Annotated in this window: 18 protein-coding genes, 1 tRNA gene and 1 rRNA gene; 17 read left to right on the top strand and 3 right to left on the bottom strand. The window is 47.4% G+C overall.

The window, feature by feature from the left end; genetic code table 11:
- Nucleotides 1-195: 195 nt before the first annotated feature.
- Entirely contained in the window at nucleotides 196-861 is a 666-nt protein-coding gene (gene coq7 / locus JKY90_02745) for a 2-polyprenyl-3-methyl-6-methoxy-1,4-benzoquinone monooxygenase (GenBank protein ID MBL4851185.1), read from the bottom strand.
- A gap of 85 nt (nucleotides 862-946) precedes the next feature.
- Here coq7 and JKY90_02740 point away from each other — a divergent pair, with 85 nt between their 5' ends.
- The 15 genes from JKY90_02740 (at nucleotide 947) to erpA (ending at nucleotide 11371) form a co-directional block, all read left to right on the top strand.
- On the top strand, nucleotides 947-1255 hold the full coding sequence (locus JKY90_02740) for a (2Fe-2S) ferredoxin domain-containing protein (protein ID MBL4851184.1): 309 nt from the start codon (nucleotides 947-949) through the stop codon (nucleotides 1253-1255).
- Nucleotides 1256-1358: 103 nt separating this feature from the next.
- Nucleotides 1359-1787: a 50S ribosomal protein L13 gene (gene rplM / locus JKY90_02735; GenBank protein MBL4851183.1), complete on the top strand. Its 429-nt coding sequence runs from the start codon at nucleotides 1359-1361 to the stop codon at nucleotides 1785-1787.
- Nucleotides 1788-1829: 42 nt separating this feature from the next.
- Complete coding sequence (rpsI, locus tag JKY90_02730; protein MBL4851182.1) at nucleotides 1830-2222, top strand: 30S ribosomal protein S9; 393 nt, start codon at nucleotides 1830-1832, stop codon at nucleotides 2220-2222.
- A gap of 68 nt (nucleotides 2223-2290) precedes the next feature.
- Nucleotides 2291-2364 (top strand) — tRNA-Gln (locus JKY90_02725).
- Nucleotides 2365-2739: 375 nt separating this feature from the next.
- Nucleotides 2740-3360 carry a cytochrome c biogenesis heme-transporting ATPase CcmA gene (gene ccmA / locus JKY90_02720; GenBank protein ID MBL4851181.1) on the top strand — a complete coding sequence of 207 codons (621 nt, stop codon included), beginning with the start codon at nucleotides 2740-2742 and terminating at the stop codon, nucleotides 3358-3360.
- A 7-nt stretch (nucleotides 3361-3367) separates the two neighbouring features.
- Nucleotides 3368-4036: a heme exporter protein CcmB gene (ccmB, locus tag JKY90_02715; protein MBL4851180.1), complete on the top strand. Its 669-nt coding sequence runs from the start codon at nucleotides 3368-3370 to the stop codon at nucleotides 4034-4036.
- A gap of 49 nt (nucleotides 4037-4085) precedes the next feature.
- Nucleotides 4086-4826: a cytochrome c biogenesis protein CcsA gene (ccsA, locus tag JKY90_02710; protein MBL4851179.1), complete on the top strand. Its 741-nt coding sequence runs from the start codon at nucleotides 4086-4088 to the stop codon at nucleotides 4824-4826.
- A gap of 4 nt (nucleotides 4827-4830) precedes the next feature.
- The gene (gene ccmD / locus JKY90_02705) at nucleotides 4831-5004 is read left to right on the top strand and encodes a heme exporter protein CcmD (GenBank protein ID MBL4851178.1); all 174 of its coding nucleotides are present in this window, start codon (nucleotides 4831-4833) and stop codon (nucleotides 5002-5004) included.
- On the top strand, nucleotides 4994-5449 hold the full coding sequence (ccmE, locus tag JKY90_02700) for a cytochrome c maturation protein CcmE (GenBank protein ID MBL4851177.1): 456 nt from the start codon (nucleotides 4994-4996) through the stop codon (nucleotides 5447-5449). Before ccmD ends, ccmE begins: the two co-directional genes overlap by 11 nt.
- A 79-nt stretch (nucleotides 5450-5528) precedes the next feature.
- Complete coding sequence (locus JKY90_02695) at nucleotides 5529-7583, top strand: heme lyase CcmF/NrfE family subunit (GenBank protein ID MBL4851176.1); 2055 nt, start codon at nucleotides 5529-5531, stop codon at nucleotides 7581-7583.
- Complete coding sequence (locus JKY90_02690; protein ID MBL4851175.1) at nucleotides 7580-8146, top strand: DsbE family thiol:disulfide interchange protein; 567 nt, start codon at nucleotides 7580-7582, stop codon at nucleotides 8144-8146. The genes JKY90_02695 and JKY90_02690 overlap by 4 nt, the downstream gene beginning before the upstream one ends.
- Complete coding sequence (locus JKY90_02685) at nucleotides 8146-8616, top strand: cytochrome c-type biogenesis protein CcmH (protein MBL4851174.1); 471 nt, start codon at nucleotides 8146-8148, stop codon at nucleotides 8614-8616. Before JKY90_02690 ends, JKY90_02685 begins: the two co-directional genes overlap by 1 nt.
- Nucleotides 8613-9848 carry a c-type cytochrome biogenesis protein CcmI gene (ccmI, locus tag JKY90_02680; protein ID MBL4851173.1) on the top strand — a complete coding sequence of 412 codons (1236 nt, stop codon included), beginning with the start codon at nucleotides 8613-8615 and terminating at the stop codon, nucleotides 9846-9848. Before JKY90_02685 ends, ccmI begins: the two co-directional genes overlap by 4 nt.
- A 29-nt stretch (nucleotides 9849-9877) precedes the next feature.
- On the top strand, nucleotides 9878-10918 hold the full coding sequence (locus JKY90_02675) for an N-acetyl-gamma-glutamyl-phosphate reductase (protein MBL4851172.1): 1041 nt from the start codon (nucleotides 9878-9880) through the stop codon (nucleotides 10916-10918).
- Between the two features lie 87 nt (nucleotides 10919-11005).
- A complete protein-coding gene (erpA, locus tag JKY90_02670; protein MBL4851171.1) occupies nucleotides 11006-11371 on the top strand; it encodes an iron-sulfur cluster insertion protein ErpA in 366 nt (121 codons plus the stop codon).
- Here the strand turns inward: erpA and JKY90_02665 are convergent.
- A complete protein-coding gene (locus JKY90_02665; GenBank protein ID MBL4851170.1) occupies nucleotides 11363-12508 on the bottom strand; it encodes an anhydro-N-acetylmuramic acid kinase in 1146 nt (381 codons plus the stop codon). The genes erpA and JKY90_02665 overlap by 9 nt on opposite strands.
- Before the next feature lie 74 nt (nucleotides 12509-12582).
- A complete protein-coding gene (locus JKY90_02660) occupies nucleotides 12583-14181 on the bottom strand; it encodes a peptidoglycan DD-metalloendopeptidase family protein (GenBank protein MBL4851169.1) in 1599 nt (532 codons plus the stop codon).
- 246 nt (nucleotides 14182-14427) lie between these two features.
- Here JKY90_02660 and JKY90_02655 point away from each other — a divergent pair, with 246 nt between their 5' ends.
- A complete protein-coding gene (locus JKY90_02655) occupies nucleotides 14428-15636 on the top strand; it encodes a tyrosine--tRNA ligase (GenBank protein ID MBL4851168.1) in 1209 nt (402 codons plus the stop codon).
- A gap of 393 nt (nucleotides 15637-16029) precedes the next feature.
- Nucleotides 16030-16405, top strand: a 16S ribosomal RNA gene (locus JKY90_02650); the annotation flags it as partial.

The raw sequence follows: 16405 nt of genomic DNA, 5'->3' as shown, positions 1-16405 counted from the left end.
GTGACTGAATGGTTTAAGTTTTTGGTGGGGAATGATGTGCCGATTGTAGCCAAACCTAAAGCACATCGAGATGGCGCGCATAGTTGCTATTGCTTAGATCCTGATTCAAACAAGGTACAGATTATCTATCATCCGCCATTAGCACCAAGTACGAATGAAGCAGAGTCTTAATGGGTTTGTGCCAGCTCAGGCTCGTCAAATATAGCGTGCGCTGACAGTCATCAATTTTGCTGAAAGCGCCATCAATTTTTTAACGGCATTGGGCAGCTCTTCAGCCCCTGATGCGCGTGCCGCCGCCGCATGTTCGGCCTCGTCATGTTGCATTTGTTGCAGTATGGCGCGGCTTTTTTCATCTTGTGCCGGTAGCTCAGCTAAATGCTCTTGCAAGTGCTTCATCACCTGCTGCTCGGTTTCTTCAACAAAGCCATAGCTTAAGCGATCTCCCGCCTGACCTGTGATAACGCCAATCATTATCGAGCCAGTATGCCAAAGTGGATTGAGATAGCTAGTGTGGCTGCCAAGTTCGTTAAGACGTTGTGCACACCAATCCAGGTGATCACCTTCTTCGGCCGCGGCATCACGCATTTGTTGTTTGGTGGCGCTCGATTTAGCGCTGAGTGATTGGCCAAGATACAAGCCTTGAGCAGCAACCTCCCCCGCATGGTTGACCCGCATTAATGCAGCGGACAGTTTCTTTTCATGCTCGCCCAGCGAATTTTCACTAATTTCAGCGGCAGGGTTAGCACGGCGCGTGGTGTCAGGTGTTTTTGCCTTAGCTTGCCAAGAACTCGTTGTCGCCAAGAGATTTCCGGCTTCGCAGAGAAATTGATCTAAACGTGAGTAATGGCGCTGACAAGACATGAGTTGGTAGACAGTTTATGGGTTTGGCAGAGTATACTGGCTAGCACCATTTGAGTGCTAGAGACTATTTTATAGAGCAAGCCGTATGAGCTTTTACACACATCATGTCTTTTTTTGCACCAATCAGCGTAAAGATGGCAGAGCCTGTTGTCAGGATAGCAATGCTGGCGAGGCGCGCGAGCATGCCAAAAAACGAATCAAAGAGTTAGGTTTGTCTGGCCAGGGGAAAGTGCGTATTAATACAGCAGGTTGCCTGGATCGCTGTGATTTAGGCCCGGTCATGGTTATTTATCCTGGTGAGACTTGGTATACGTTCGTTGACAATGAGGATGTTGATGAGATTATTGACGAACACTTGTTAAACGACCGTCCAGTAGCACGCTTACAGATTTGAATACATTGTGCCCCGAGGGGCGTAGTTGATCAGCTCTTGTAATTGACTGGGATCTGGGCTACCATTCGCCACCTTTTTGGACATCCCTCCTTCGGATAAGTTAATGAAAACGTTTAGTGCAAAGTCAGAGACCGTAACGCGTGACTGGTTCGTTATTGATGCCAGTGGTAAGGTTTTAGGCCGCATGGCTACTGAGATTGCTCGTCGTCTGCGCGGCAAGCATAAAGCTGAGTTCACCCCGCATGTCGACACCGGCGACTATATCGTTGTGGTCAATGCTGAAAAAATAGAAGTGACTGGTAGTAAGGCTAAAAACAAGCTTTATCAGCATCACACGGGCTATATTGGCAGCCTCAAGACTATTAACTTTGCTGATTTACAGAAAAAAGCACCAGAGCAGATTATTATTAAGGCTGTTAAAGGTATGTTGCCACGTAACCCATTAGGACGCGCTATGATGAAAAAGCTCAAGGTTTACGCAGGCCCAGAGCATCAACATAGTGCGCAACAGCCTTTACCACTTGAAATATAACCTCCTGAATCTAACCCAAGATATTAAGCAGAGACACTGAACATGGCACAACAAACCCAGTTTTATACCGGACGCCGCAAGACGTCGAGTGCGCGTGTATCAATTAAGCCTGGCAAGGGTGAGATTACTGTTAACAAGCGCCCATTGGATATTTATTTTGGTCGTCAGACTGCACGTATGATTGTGCGTCAGCCGCTAGAGACTGTTAACGTTGCTGATAGCATTGATGTTAACGTCTTGGTTAAAGGTGGTGGTGGTAGTGGTCAGGCTGGCGCCATTCGTCACGGTATTGCTCGTGCTTTAGCCCAATACGATGAAACGTTTCATTCACCATTGCGTAAAGCGGGCTTTATTACGCGTGATGCACGAAAAGTAGAGCGCAAGAAAGTCGGTTTGCGTAAAGCACGTAAGAAACCACAGTTCTCAAAACGTTAATTCATTTAGTAGTATTAATGAATTACCTGAAGGCACCCCCGTGTATACGGGGGTGCCTTTTTGCATATTGGGGGATCGTCTAGTGGTAGGACTGTGGACTCTGACTCCGCCAACCTAGGTTCGAATCCTAGTCCCCCAGCCAAAATACAAACGGATCCGGTCACATCCTAATTCATGATTTGATCGTGCCTGTTTAATTTGCCGGCACCCTAGGGAGTGTTAACAATTACTGTTCGTGACGAGATTGTGGCTCTTTTCCGCGCTGGCAGCGTTGCACTTCGTTATAATAGAACAACTATTACGCCTCAGTGCGCCTCGCCAGCACGAAAAATGACTCACAATCACGCTAACGAAGGTAATTGTTAACACCCCTAGTGGTGTGGGGGCTCTTTTCTCAATAGTGTGCAAAGATCTCTTAAGCAGAGATTCCTTAATTTGTCTCATCGGTTCTTGACTAAGACCTTTCAGGTCTTGCATCAGGTATAATTCGCCCCATTTTCCTTGCTGGTGACACGCTATGTTGCAAGTCAATGGCCTGTTTTGTGAACGCGGCGATCGACAATTACTCAATGGCTTGAGCTTTGTGCTCGACCCCGGCCAACTATTGCATATTCGTGGCCGTAATGGTGCGGGTAAGACCAGCCTGCTGCGTATTATTGCTAGTCTGTTATTGCCTATTTCAGGTGACATTCTCTGGCAAGGCAAGCCAGTGCAGCAACAGCGTGATGATTACCTGCAAGATTTGCTTTATCTCGGCCATTTAGACGGTGTTAAGGGCGACCTCAGCTGTATCGAAAACCTGCGTATCGATAACGCGCTGCTGGCATCAGGTTTGACTGACGAGGCGTTGTGGGAGGCATTGGCAAAAATCGGCTTACGCGGTTTTGAGGATGTTTTGGTAAAACAATTATCACAGGGTCAGCATCGACGCGTTGGTCTGTGTCGTTTGTTACTCAGCAAAGCTAAACTGTGGGTTCTGGACGAGCCGTTTAACGCGCTAGATGCTAAAGCAGTACAGATGCTTGCTAATCTGATCGAAGCGCATTTGCAAACAGGTGGTATGGCCTTATTGACCACGCATCAGGCAGTGCCGCTTGATAGTGGCTACGTTCGTGAAATCACCCTTGATAGAGTATAGATAGAAAGTGTTGGCTATTTTTCGTACCCTGCTGCTGCGTGACCTGACGCTAGGTTTGCGCAATCGTGCTGATATGTTGATGACGGTATTTTTCTTCGTCATTGTGGTCAGTTTATTTCCCTTGGCCGTAGGGCCTGACACGGACTTGTTGCGGGTTATGGGGCCAGGAGTGATTTGGGTGGCTGCTTTATTGGCTTCCTTGCTGTCATTGGAGCGTTTGTTTAGCGGTGATTACGCTGATGGCACGCTGGAACAAATGGTGATTTCGCATCATCCGTTGCCCGTCATTGTCTTTGCTAAGGTAGCTGCCCATTGGTTGATAGCAGGGCTGCCGCTGGTGATTATTTCGCCATTATTAGCCTTGCAGTATGGTCTTGATGGTCAGAGCACGTTGCTGATAATGGCAACCTTATTAATTGGCACGCCGACTTTAAGTTTATTAGGCGCTGTCGGTGCGGCGCTGACCCTGGGGTTGCGCGGAGGCGGTGTATTGATTTCGCTTTTGGTTTTACCCCTATTTGTGCCAGTACTGATTTTTGGTGCATCAGTGGTCGGTGATGCCGCTGCTGGGCTGCCTGTCGAGGCACATTTCTCTTTATTAGGGGCAATGTTGGTATTAGCGCTCATTTTATCGCCCTGGACTATAGCATCAGCCCTACGAATTTCGATAGAATAGCGGGTTCCAAGTTGTTATCAACATTAAGTTGTTATGAAGATTAATTGCCATGAGAATTAATTGGTTCAAGTATGCCTCGCCTGCCAGCTTTTACCCGCTGGCAGGCAAGATGATCCCCTGGTTTGCCATTCCTGCTGGAATATTGGCGCTGATCGGCTTATATATAGGGTTCTTCGTTGCGCCAACGGATTATCAGCAGGGGGAGGCTTATCGCATTATCTTTATCCATGTGCCGGCCGCCTGGATGTCGATGATCATCTACCTGGCCATGGCCTTTTGGGCGATTATTGGCTTAATCTGGAATTCACGCTTATCAACCATGATGGCGACGGCCTTGGCACCAACCGGCGCTATATTTTGTTTTCTTGCCTTGTGGACGGGCGCCTTATGGGGTAAGCCGATTTGGGGTGCTTACTGGGTTTGGGATGCGCGTTTGACTACGCAACTGATTTTGATGTTTATGTATTTAGGTTATATTGCTTTGCAAGCCTCAATTGAGGATCCACGCCGGTCAGCTCGCGCCAGTGGCTTATTGGCGATTGTTGGTGCTTTTAATGTACCGATCATCTATTTCTCAGTGATTTGGTGGAATTCCCTGCATCAAGCGCCATCAGTGACTTTGACTAACGCACCGACCATGCCTGCGGCGACAGCGTCTGCTATGTTTATTTTGGCAATCGCCGCTTGGTTATACACCATTGCGATGGTGCTTAAGCGTGTCCGCTGTGAGATTCTTGAGCGTGAGCGTCATGCCTCTTGGGTTGCTGATCTCGCCGCTAAGGAGGGTTAAGCAGATGGTTGAATTTTTTGCTATGGGTGGTCGTGCTTGGTATGTATGGGGTTCATATGGCGTCTTTGCCTTGTTTATTTTGATTGAAGTGATTTTATTGAGTCGGCGTGGGCGAACTATTTTACAGCGTCTAAGTCGTATCAACCGTATGAATTCTGGAGTGAATGATGAAAGCTAGACAAAAGCGAACCGTGATTATCTTTGCTGGTCTTGCCGGACTTGGTATTGTCGTGGCATTAGTTTTAAATGCCTTTCAAGGCAATTTAGTGTTTTTCTTTAGCCCATCGCAAATCGCAGCAGCTGAAGCACCCGAAGGGCGCTCATTTCGTTTGGGTGGTTTGGTCGAAGACGGCAGTTTACGGCGCGAAGATGATGGCTTGACAGTGCATTTTTATGTCACTGATAATGCCCAACGCGTGCCGGTGACTTATACTGGCATATTGCCTGACCTGTTTCGTGAAGGACAGGGAATAGTTGCGCAGGGCAAGCTCGACAGTAACGGTCACTTTACGGCATCAGAAGTGTTGGCGAAACATGATGAAACCTACATGTCACCACAGGTGGCTGAGGTTTTGGAAATGGCCAAAGGTGAAATGCCAAGCAGTTCCAGTTTGGTTCAGTAACGCAGCTTAGTGTTTTAGCTCAGTATTGGGTTGCGGCCGTTTTTCGGTCTGTAAATAACAATAATTTAAGGAATTTCTTATGGGTGCAGAGAGCTTATTGCCTGAGATTGGTCACTATTCATTAATATTGGCGCTGGGTATTGTGCTGGCGCAGAGTGTTATTCCTCTGGTAGGCGCGCATCAAGGCAAATTATCCTGGATTGCATTTGCCCGGCCTGCAACCAAGGCCCAGTTTTGTTTTGTTTTGATCTCTTTTATTTGTCTGGCCTGGGGCTTTGCGGGCGATGATTTTTCCATTCGCTATGTTGCTGAGCATTCTAATTCTTTGATGCCGATGCAGTATAAGCTTGCCGCTGTGTGGGGTGGCCATGAAGGCTCCTTGTTGTTATGGATGTTGATGCTGTCAGGTTGGTCTTTGGCCGTATCAATCTGGAGCCGTCAATTACCCGATGAGACGGTTGCGCAAGTGTTGGCCGTATTAGGGATCATTTCTGTTGGCTTCTTGCTGTTTATTTTGTTTACCTCAAACCCCTTTGAGCGTTTGTTTCCGGCGGCTCTTGAGGGGCGAGATCTCAACCCCTTATTGCAAGATTTCGGTTTAATCATCCATCCGCCCATGCTCTATATGGGCTATGTTGGCTTCTCTGTAGTGTTTGCCTTTGCTATCTCAGCGTTAATTAGCGGCCGCCTGGATGTGACCTGGGTGCGTTGGTCGCGGCCATGGGCGACGATTGCTTGGGCGTTTCTGACCATTGGTATTGCTTTAGGCAGTTGGTGGGCCTATTACGAGTTAGGCTGGGGTGGCTGGTGGTTTTGGGATCCAGTAGAAAATGCCTCTTTTATGCCATGGTTAGTGGGTACGGCCTTGATTCATTCACTTGCGGTGACGGAGAAGCGTGGCAGCTTCAAAAGCTGGACTATTTTGCTGGCAATTTTTGCTTTCTCATTAAGCTTATTAGGTACTTTCCTGGTACGCTCTGGCGTCTTGGTATCGGTGCATGCTTTTGCAGTTGATCCGACTCGCGGTATTTACGTGGTTAGTTTTCTTGGCGTTATTATGACCGCGTCATTGTTGCTTTATGCCTGGCGTGCTGGCTCAGTAGGGTTGGGCGGAAAATTTGACATTGTTTCGCGTGAGACCAGTTTATTAGCTAATAACATTGTTATGGTTGTCGCAGCCGGGGCCATCCTTTTGGGTACGTTATACCCGTTAATTGGCGATGCCTTTGGTTATAAAGTGTCTGTGGGGCCACCGTTTTTTAACGCGATATTTGTGCCATTGATGGCGGCAGCTGTCGTGGTCATGGGTCTGGGGCCATTGATGCGCTGGAAAAGCGATTCAGCGATAGAGTTGGCTCAGCGCGTCAAGATTGCTGCATTAGTGAGTTTTGTTGTGGCCTTATTTTTACCCTTCACCCTGGATGGCTTTTCACTAGGCGCCAGCTTTGGCTTGTTATTGTCGTTCTGGATATTCTCAACAGCAGCTTATGGTATTTGGACTCGCCTGGCCAAGCGTACTCACGAAGCTTCTTTCGTTAAGCGCATCGCGGCTTTAGGCCGATCCTATTGGGGCCAGCAGATTGCCCATATTGGTTTTGCCGCCTCGATTATTGGCGTTACCATGGTGACCTATTATGAAGTCGAGCGTGATGTGCGCATGGATATCGGCGATACCGTCGAGGCACGCGGTTATGTCTTTCGCTTCGATGGCGTAGTGGATGTGCAAGGGCCAAATTATGTTGCCAAGCGTGGCATTATCCAGGTCTTGAATGATGAGGGTGAGCCTGTGCGCGAATTGCACCCGGAAAAACGCGTCTATACGGTGCAGACCATGCCGATGACCGAGGCAGCAATTCATACCAACTTATTACGTGATTTATATGTGTCATTGGGTGAGCCGGTGAGTGGTGGCGCCTGGAGCGTTCGTGTTTACTATAAGCCATTTATCGTGTGGCTATGGGGTGGTGCAGGACTCATGGCCTTGGGTGGTTTTCTTGCGGTGAGTGATCGTCGTTATCGTATACGGGTTAAAAAAGAGGCGCCAGCGAAAGATAAATTGGCGCAAGATAAAATGCCTCCGCATCCTGCTGACACAGCGACTGAGGGTGCAGTGTCGTTCGAGTCTAAAGCGTGAAAGCGAAACACTTGATTCCGTTAGCGGCTTTTGCTTGCTTAATGGTTTTACTGATATTTGGCTTATTCAATGCCAAGAATGTGACCATTGTTCCTTCTGCGTTAATCGGCAAGCCTGTGCCTGAGTTTAGCCTGGCAACGGTTGTGGATGAGAATAAGACTTTATCTTCCAGCGACCTTAAGGGTAAAGCTTATTTGTTGAATGTGTGGGCTTCCTGGTGTGCTGCTTGTCGGGATGAGCATCCGCTGTTTATGGAAATAGCAAAAAGTGGCGCCATTCCTATTTATGGTTTGAATACTAAAGATGTGCCGCAGGATGGCGACCCTGCCGGACAGGACAAACGTTTTAATGCCAAACGTTTTTTGACAATACTGGGTAACCCTTATGTTGCCAGTGGCTATGACGAAAATGGTCGTGTTGGCACCGACTTTGGTGTTTATGGCGCGCCTGAGACCTTTGTTATTGATAAAGCAGGTATTATTCGTCATCGGCACGTGGGGCCGATAACAGGCGATGTTTGGGTGAAAGACTTTGCCCCATTAATTGAAGAGATTCAAGGCTAATGCGTAATCACTGGATTGTATTATTTCCCCTGCTCTTTTGTTTGTCGTTTTCCGTTTATGGTAAAGAGGCACAGCCTATGGCTGAAGATCCTATTATCGAGCAGCGAATGATTGAACTGACGACAGATATGCGTTGTTTGAAATGCCAGAACGAGTCCCTTGCCGGCTCTCATGCTCCCTTTGCAGTCGATTTGCGTCAACAGATTCGTGAAATGATGCAAGACGGTATGAGCGACCAAGAAATTGAAGATTTTTTCGTCCAGCGTTTTGGCGATTTTATTTTGTATGATCCGCCATTAAAGCCGCAAAACTATTTACTTTGGGGCGGGCCTTTTATTTTACTATTCTTAGGCTTTATATTGGTTTTTAATGCTTTTAAAAAGCGCCGTGCGGTTGCTGCGGTTGAGATTTCGGCAGAGGATCATCGTCGTGCTCAAGCACTATTAAATGACGGAGAGCATAAACAATGATCGTATTTGGTGTCGTCGCCGCGGTATTTACCGTGGTGGCGTTATGGATTTTATTGCCGCCTTTGTTGCGCGTACGCGGCAAAGAGGACATTTCGCGCCAAGGGCTGAATGTCACGGTTTATCGTGATCAATTGCAAGAGCTGGATAATGACCTTGTTAATGGCCTGATAAACCAGACAGAGTTCGAGCAAGCTAAGCAGGAAATTGAAGCAGGTTTATTGCAAGATGTTGCAGTACCAGACGATCAACGCAAGTCAGTTGCGAACAGTTCGACTACTGCACTTGTCATTGCTTTGTTTCTACCGTTATTTGCGGGGTTTCTCTATTTTGAGTTAGGGGCGCCGAAATCGTTGAGTGATGACGAAGAAATTTCTGCAAGCAGTTTGCAGTTTCAAACTCAGGACCAATTAAAAGAAATTGTTCAAGATTTAAGAAAAGCTGTTACAGATACTCCTGATGATGGCGAAACCTGGACAGTGTTGGCACGTGCCCATTTGATGTTGGGTGAATTCCCGCAAGCAGTCGGTGCTTTCAAAGAAGCAGAAAAATTTACCACGCCAGATGCGCAATTTTTTGCCGACTTAAGCGATGCAACCGCCATGGCTCGTGGTGGCAATATGCAGGGCGAGCCTGTCAGCTTGTTACGTAAAGCCATCGAGCTAGACCCGAATAATGAAAAAGCCTTGTGGTTGTTTGGTACAGCGGCTTTTGAAGCGGGCGACCTTGAAGCAGCACTGGTGCCATGGCGACGTTTGTTAGGCTTGATGCCATCTGACACAGAGTCGGCAACAACAATGTTTGATAACATCAAGCAAGTTGAGACAATGTTGGCGAATGTTAAGGCGAATACTGATAAGGCACGCTTATCACCTGGTCAGGGTCGGGTGACTGGTACTATTACAATTGCCGATGAACTTAAAGCAGAGTTGACTGCTGATGCCGTAATCTTCATTTTTGCTGTAGCGGCTGAAGGCGCCGCTAAAGAAGCCAAAGTGCCGCTTGCTGCTATGCGTGCGACGTTAGCAGAATTGCCGTTAACGTTTGCTCTGGATGACAGTATGGCCATGATACCGGCAATGCGTTTGTCTACAGTGAGCGATGTGGTGTTGACTGCGCGCGTGTCGAAATCTGGTGATGCCATTGCTGCTAGCGGCGACCTGCAAGGTACCCTTGAAGGTGTTAAGGTTGGCAGTAGTGGTAATCAGTTAGTTATTAACACCCGCGTTCCCTAGTAGTTCAATTTCTATTAAGGTGAGTCGCCATGTCTGAAATAATCAAGGTCGGTGTTGTTGGTGCAACGGGTTATACCGGCGTTGAGTTGCTACGCTTATTGTTAGCACACCCTGGCGTTGAAATCACAGTGGTTACGTCGAGAAGCGAGGCAGGTCGACCTGTAATAGATCTCTTTACCAATCTGCGTGGTCATATCGATCTTCGTTTTATCGCACCAGACCTGGACGACTTAACTGAATGTGACCTTGTGTTTTTTGCGACGCCAAATGGTATTGCCATGACAATGGTGCCAGAGTTATTAGATGCGGGCGTCAAGGTGATTGATCTTGCTGCTGACTTTCGTTTGCAAGATGCCGATGAGTGGCAGCATTGGTACAAGATGGAACACGCTTGTCCTGATTTGCTCGATGAAGCTGTTTACGGTTTGCCTGAGATTAATCGTGAGCAGATTGTTGATGCTCGCCTGATCGCAAACCCGGGCTGTTATCCCACCTCGGTGCAGCTGGGTTTTCTGCCCCTTATAGAACAGGGCTTGGTCGATGCTGAACATTTAATTGCTGATGTTAAGTCAGGTATCAGTGGTGCTGGCCGCAAGGCAGCACTGCCAACCTTATTGACCGAAGCCAGTGAGAACATGAAGGCCTATAACGTTGATGGCCATCGTCACTTGCCAGAAATCAGGCAAGGCCTTGGTACGGTCAGCGACAATCCAATTAGATTGACTTTTGTGCCGCATTTAACGCCGATGATTCGCGGTATTCATGCCACCTTGTATGCGGGCTTGGTTGTTGATGAGGTTGATTTGCAAGAGCTGTATGAAGATTATTATATTGATGAGCCGTTTGTTGACGTATTGCCGTCGGGTGTCAGTGCAGAAACGCGCTCAGTGCGCGGTTCCAATTGCTGTCGTATATCAGTTTACCGTCCTCAGGATGGCGATGTGGTGGTAGTGACTTCAGTCATTGATAATTTAGTTAAAGGTGCGGCGGGGCAAGCAGTGCAAAACATGAATATCATGTTTGATTTTAATGAGACCTGTGGCCTTGAAGGTATCGCCATCCTTCCCTAAAAATCTCCAAGGTTCGTAGTGCGGCCAATACTTGACTAATTTAGTCGGGTATCGTATTTTAAGTCAATAGTAAGAGAGGTTTATGCTGTGGATGCCCCCGAGATCAATCTAGAAGCCAGTCAAGAAACACCACTTGTCTTTACCGACAATGCAGCGACCAAAGTCAAACAGTTGATTGCAGAAGAAGGCAATGATGCCTTAAAACTGCGGGTTTTTATCAGCGGTGGCGGTTGCTCGGGTTTTCAGTACGGATTCACCTTTGATGAAGCGATGAATGAGGGTGATACCGAGGTCGAGAACATTGGTGTTAGCCTGTTAATCGACCCGATGAGTATGCAATATCTCGTTGGTGCCGAAATCGATTATAAGACCGGTATTGATGGTGAGCATTTCATTATCCGTAATCCTAATGCAACCACTACCTGTGGTTGTGGTTCCTCTTTTTCAGTTTAGCGCACCCCTAATAATTGATTCTGGCTTACTCGGATGAGTGAGCCTGCCTAATACTACTTCTTTGGTTGCGCCAGTTGCACTTGGTAGATTCCCACACAGTTTGTTGAGATGTCGATCGGCTAACCAGGCAAAGGCAATGGCCTCGACATAACTTGGATCGATACCAAACTTGTCGCTACTGTCGATAGTTAGGCTGGGCAAGTGTTGTTGAAGTTGGCGTACTAGCGTTGTGTTGTGTGTGCCACCACCACATAAGATTAGTCGTGTACTGTTGGACGCATAGCGTTTAATCGCATTGGCTAGAGTTATTGCTGTTAATTCACATAGTGTTGCCTGAACATCTTGGCTTTTTATCTTGTTGTGCTTGCGATGTCCTCCTGGCGAGTTAAGTATATTGCGCAACCACGTTGAATTGAACATCTCGCGCCCGGTGCTTTTGGGTGGTGCTAACTGAAAATAGGCGTCTGCCAACATAGTTAGCAGCAAGTCCTGATCTATTTTTCCGCTCGCGGCCCATTCTCCGTTATGGTCATAGCGTGTGTCATGGTGTTGTTCAACCCAGCAATCCATCAAACCATTGGCAGGCCCGGTATCAAAGCCAATGACAGCAGTGTTACTCTCTTTTGGCAGAATAGAGATATTGGCAATGCCGCCAAGGTTGGCGACAACACGGTTTTCTTCTCGGTTATGAAAAATGTAATCATGAAATGCCGGAGTCAGAGGTGCACCTTGGCCGCCAGCGGCAAGGTCGGCGCTACGAAAATCGCTGACAACTGGAATCTTGGTAAGGTCGGCTAGCCTATGAGCATTGCCAACTTGAAGGCTAAAAGGTGGTGTTGCGCCAGGCGCATGATTGATAGTTTGGCCATGATTGCCAATGGCAGCAATATCAGCATACGTTTGTTTGGTACCTTGCAGTAGTTGCAGTACGGCATCTGCGTAGCATTGTGCCAGTTGTTGGTCTAGCTCGAATACTTGATTAGCGTGGCTTGGCCTGCTAGTACATGCAGCCAAGATTTTGTCTCTTATTGGTGCTGCAAAAGGTGTTGAATAGGTAGCAATGCAGTTTAGCTTTGACTTACCGTGATCGATATTAATTAGTGCTGCATCGATACCGTCGACGCTGGTGCCAGACATTAGACCAATATAATAAGAACTTGCCATGAGCTTCGTGGGCGCTAGCAACAGATGTTGTGCGTGGTTTCTTGGTGTTAATTGTCGACGCTGGCGACAGCAGTTTCACTTAGCTCGTCAAGCTGAGCGACTAAAGATTGAGCTGACTGTTGGAAATCAGCCAGATAGGATTTTTTTATTGGTGCTGCGCCAGGTAGTTTAACCGTCAATGGGTTGCGATGTACGCCGTTGACGCGGAACTCATAATGCAAATGAGGGCCAGTAGCTAAACCCGTTTTACCAACATAACCAATAATAGCACCTTGTTTAACTGTTTTGCCTGAGGTGACGCCGCGTTTATAGTTGGATAAATGCGCATACAAGGTTGTATATTTGCTGCCGTGTTGCAATACGACAGTTCTGCCATAACCACCTTTAGTGCCGCGGAAGGTAACTTTGCCATCAGCAGTGGCGCGAATCGCGGTGCCAGTCGGCGCCGCATAGTCGACACCTTTATGCGCGCGTATACGATTTAATACAGGGTGCCTACGTTTCAGGTTGAACTTGGAGCTAACACGGGCAAATTCGATTGGCGTACGCAAAAAGGTAGAACGTAGCGATCTGCCTTCTGGCGTGTAATAGGCAGTATGATTTTCACTATCAGTGTAGCGAAAGGCACGATGGATTTTGCCTCGGTTGATAAACTCGGCAGCGATGATGTTGCCATCACGAATTTTTTTACCTTCACGAAAGACTTCTTCATACAGTACGGTGAAGCGATCTCCGGTACGAATATCGAGCGCAAAATCAATATCCCAGCCGAAAATGCTGGCTAGTTCCATGGTGAGGTTAGTCGATAAGCCGGCTCTCTTGGCTGCAAGAAACAACGAAGATTGAATAGTGCCCGTGCTCGATTTTACGTGGCGCTCTAAATCGTGATAAATGATCAGCGCATCAAACGCGCCAAGTTGTTTGCGAACATCCAGTGTTCGCTCGTGGTCGAGTTCATACTTAAGGTGTTTTAACTCACCGTTTGCATCGACATTGATGTTGATGACGTCGCCAGGATGCAAGCGCGTTAGTGGATAGGTTTTTTCGCCAACAGAAACGAGGTCGTAGACCTGGCGCGGACTAACGCCCATACGGTCAAGAATTAAGGCCAGGTTATCGCCATTTTTGACTTTGATAGGCTTGAGGCTGGAATCTTGTGTAGTGCCAGGTTGAATTAAGGTGCTAATGTCACTATCTGTATTTTCGATTGTGTCAGAAAGTGTGGTGCCGTTAGGCGCAGTGTCGCTGGCGATGTCAGCAATCTCGGTTTCAACCAGTGCGGTATTAGGATTAATGCTAGCGACTATTATCGCTGCTGTATCGTCAGCCAAACCCGCTTCGGTATCAATGGTGGTTGTAATCTGGGATTTTTCTGTAAGATCACTTGGTGCGGCGACATTTGTATCAGTTTCGTTGGTACGGCTTGCGACCAGCGTATTTGCTGTTGGCGCAGCTTTTGGCTTGACAGGGAACGTCAGCGAGATCAGTTTAGTGTCGGTGCTTTGGCCGGGAATGTTGAGCGATGTTGCAAAGTCTCGAGTGTTATCACTGCGGCTTACCGCTTCATTAGGTGAGAGTACCAGAGCCAAGCCGAGCGCGCAGACACCGACGGTAAATAATAACCAATGAGGAAGATGTTTTAGCATATCTGGGTTAGCGGCAGCACTGCCGCTCCATTTAAGGTGTGATTTATTTTCGGAAATTGTCCTGTCCCCCAACAGTAAGTGTCTCGCGTGCGTTAAAATAGCGTTATGCCCTTAACGCGTCAATGCTATTGAGCCTATTTTTGGCATTTTGGCATAAATAAAGTGTGAAAAAATGCACATTTTGCGCCATTGGCTTAAAAATACACACATAAACCCTTTTTGACCTTTAATTTAGTGGTGCCCCTGATGTCTTTGAATAATGCGCTACAACTAATAGAGCGTGGAGTTGCAGAAGTATTGGTACGTGGTGAGCTTGTTGACAAACTCAAGCTCGGTCGACCTTTGCGTATTAAGGCGGGGTTTGACCCCACTGCGCCAGATTTACACCTTGGCCATACCGTTCTATTACGAAAACTACGGCAGTTTCAGAATCTGGGTCATGAAGTGACCTTTCTCATTGGTGATTTCACCGGCATGATTGGCGATCCCACAGGCAAAAGTATCATGCGTAAACCCCTTACGCGAGAGCAAGTGATTGAAAATGCCAAGAGTTATACCGACCAAGTGTTTAAAGTATTGGATCGAGATAAAACACAGGTGCGCTTTAACTCTGAGTGGATGGACAAAAAAAGCGCAGCCGATATGATTATGTTGGCCTCGCGTCAAACCGTTGCGCGTATGCTCGAGCGTGACGATTTCAGTAAGCGCTACCAGAGTGGTCAGGCTATCGCCATTCATGAATTCATCTACCCCTTGGTGCAAGGGCAAGATTCGGTCGAGCTAGAAGCTGATGTTGAGTTGGGTGGCACCGATCAAAAATTCAATTTGCTGGTCGGACGTGAGTTGCAAAAACAAGTTGGTCAGTCACCACAGGTGGTGATTACCATGCCCTTGCTGGTCGGTTTGGATGGCGTGCAAAAGATGTCCAAGTCATTAGGCAACCACATTGCTATTAATGAGCCACCCAACGAAATGTTTGGCAAGCTCATGTCAGTATCCGATGAGCTGATGTGGGATTATTTTGATCTGTTGTCCGATATGCCGAGCGGTGAAGTGGCAAAGCTAAAGCGTAAGGCTGAGTCAGGCGAAGCCAATCCGCGCAACATAAAGGTATCGCTTGCGCAAGAAATGGTCGCACGTTTTCACAATCAGGCGGCAGCCGAGTCAGCTTTGGCTGATTTTGAGACACGCTTCAAGCAGGGCGCAATACCGGATGATATACCGGTATTGGTTTTGTCTAGTGATACCGCTATGCCGATCGCCACCTTATTAAAGGCAGCAGGGCTAACCGCAAGCACCTCAGAAGCGATGCGTATGATTAAGCAGAACGCCGTGAAAATTGACGGCGAGCGTGTTGCAGACCCCAAGCATGAAGTAGCGTTAGACAGCAATCATGTCTATCAAGTCGGCAAACGCAAATTTGCCAAGGTGAGCTTAAGGCGTCTTGATGTGTAGTAAGTCGCTGGCTGATGGCTGAAATATTTCATCTTTGTGTTATACGAAGCATAAGTTTTATTTACGTGTTGAATTTACACCAGTTAAATTGCTTTTATTTTAATAAAAATCAATGGCTTAATCTTAATAGTCATAGATTCTTAAAAAACTCGGAAATTAGTATTGACCCCATCCCGAAAGTGCGTATAATTCGCTCCTCTTCTGGCTGACAAGCAGTAACAACAGACGCCAGGCTCTTTAAAAATTCTAGATCAAGCAATACGTGTGGGTGCTTGCATTGGTAAGTTTTGCAGTCGCAAAAATACTGATGATAAGTGACCTACGAAATTTTTAATTTCGATAGGCTCATCTTTTCATTATTAAAGATTTGTTGCCATAAGCAACTGGTACTTTAAACTGAAGAGTTTGATCCTGGCTCAGATTGAACGCTGGCGGTATGCTTAACACATGCAAGTCGAACGGTAACGATGGAAGCTTGCTTCCAGGCGACGAGTGGCGGACGGGTGAGTAATGCATGGGAATCTGCCCAGTAGTGGGGGAAAACCCGGGGAAACTCGGGCTAATACCGCATACGCCCTACGGGGGAAAGGCTTCGGCCGCTATTGGATGAGCCCATGTCCGATTAGTTTGTTGGTAGGGTAATGGCCTACCAAGACTACGATCGGTAGCTGGTTTGAGAGAATGACCAGCCACACTGGGACTGAGACACGGCCCAGACTCCTACGGGAGGCAGCAGTGGGGAATATTGGACAATGGGCGAAAGCCTGAT

It is taken from the genome of Gammaproteobacteria bacterium, assembly GCA_016765075.1.
GTDB lineage: Bacteria > Pseudomonadota > Gammaproteobacteria.
This window is presented reverse-complemented; position numbering and strand designations above follow the sequence as displayed.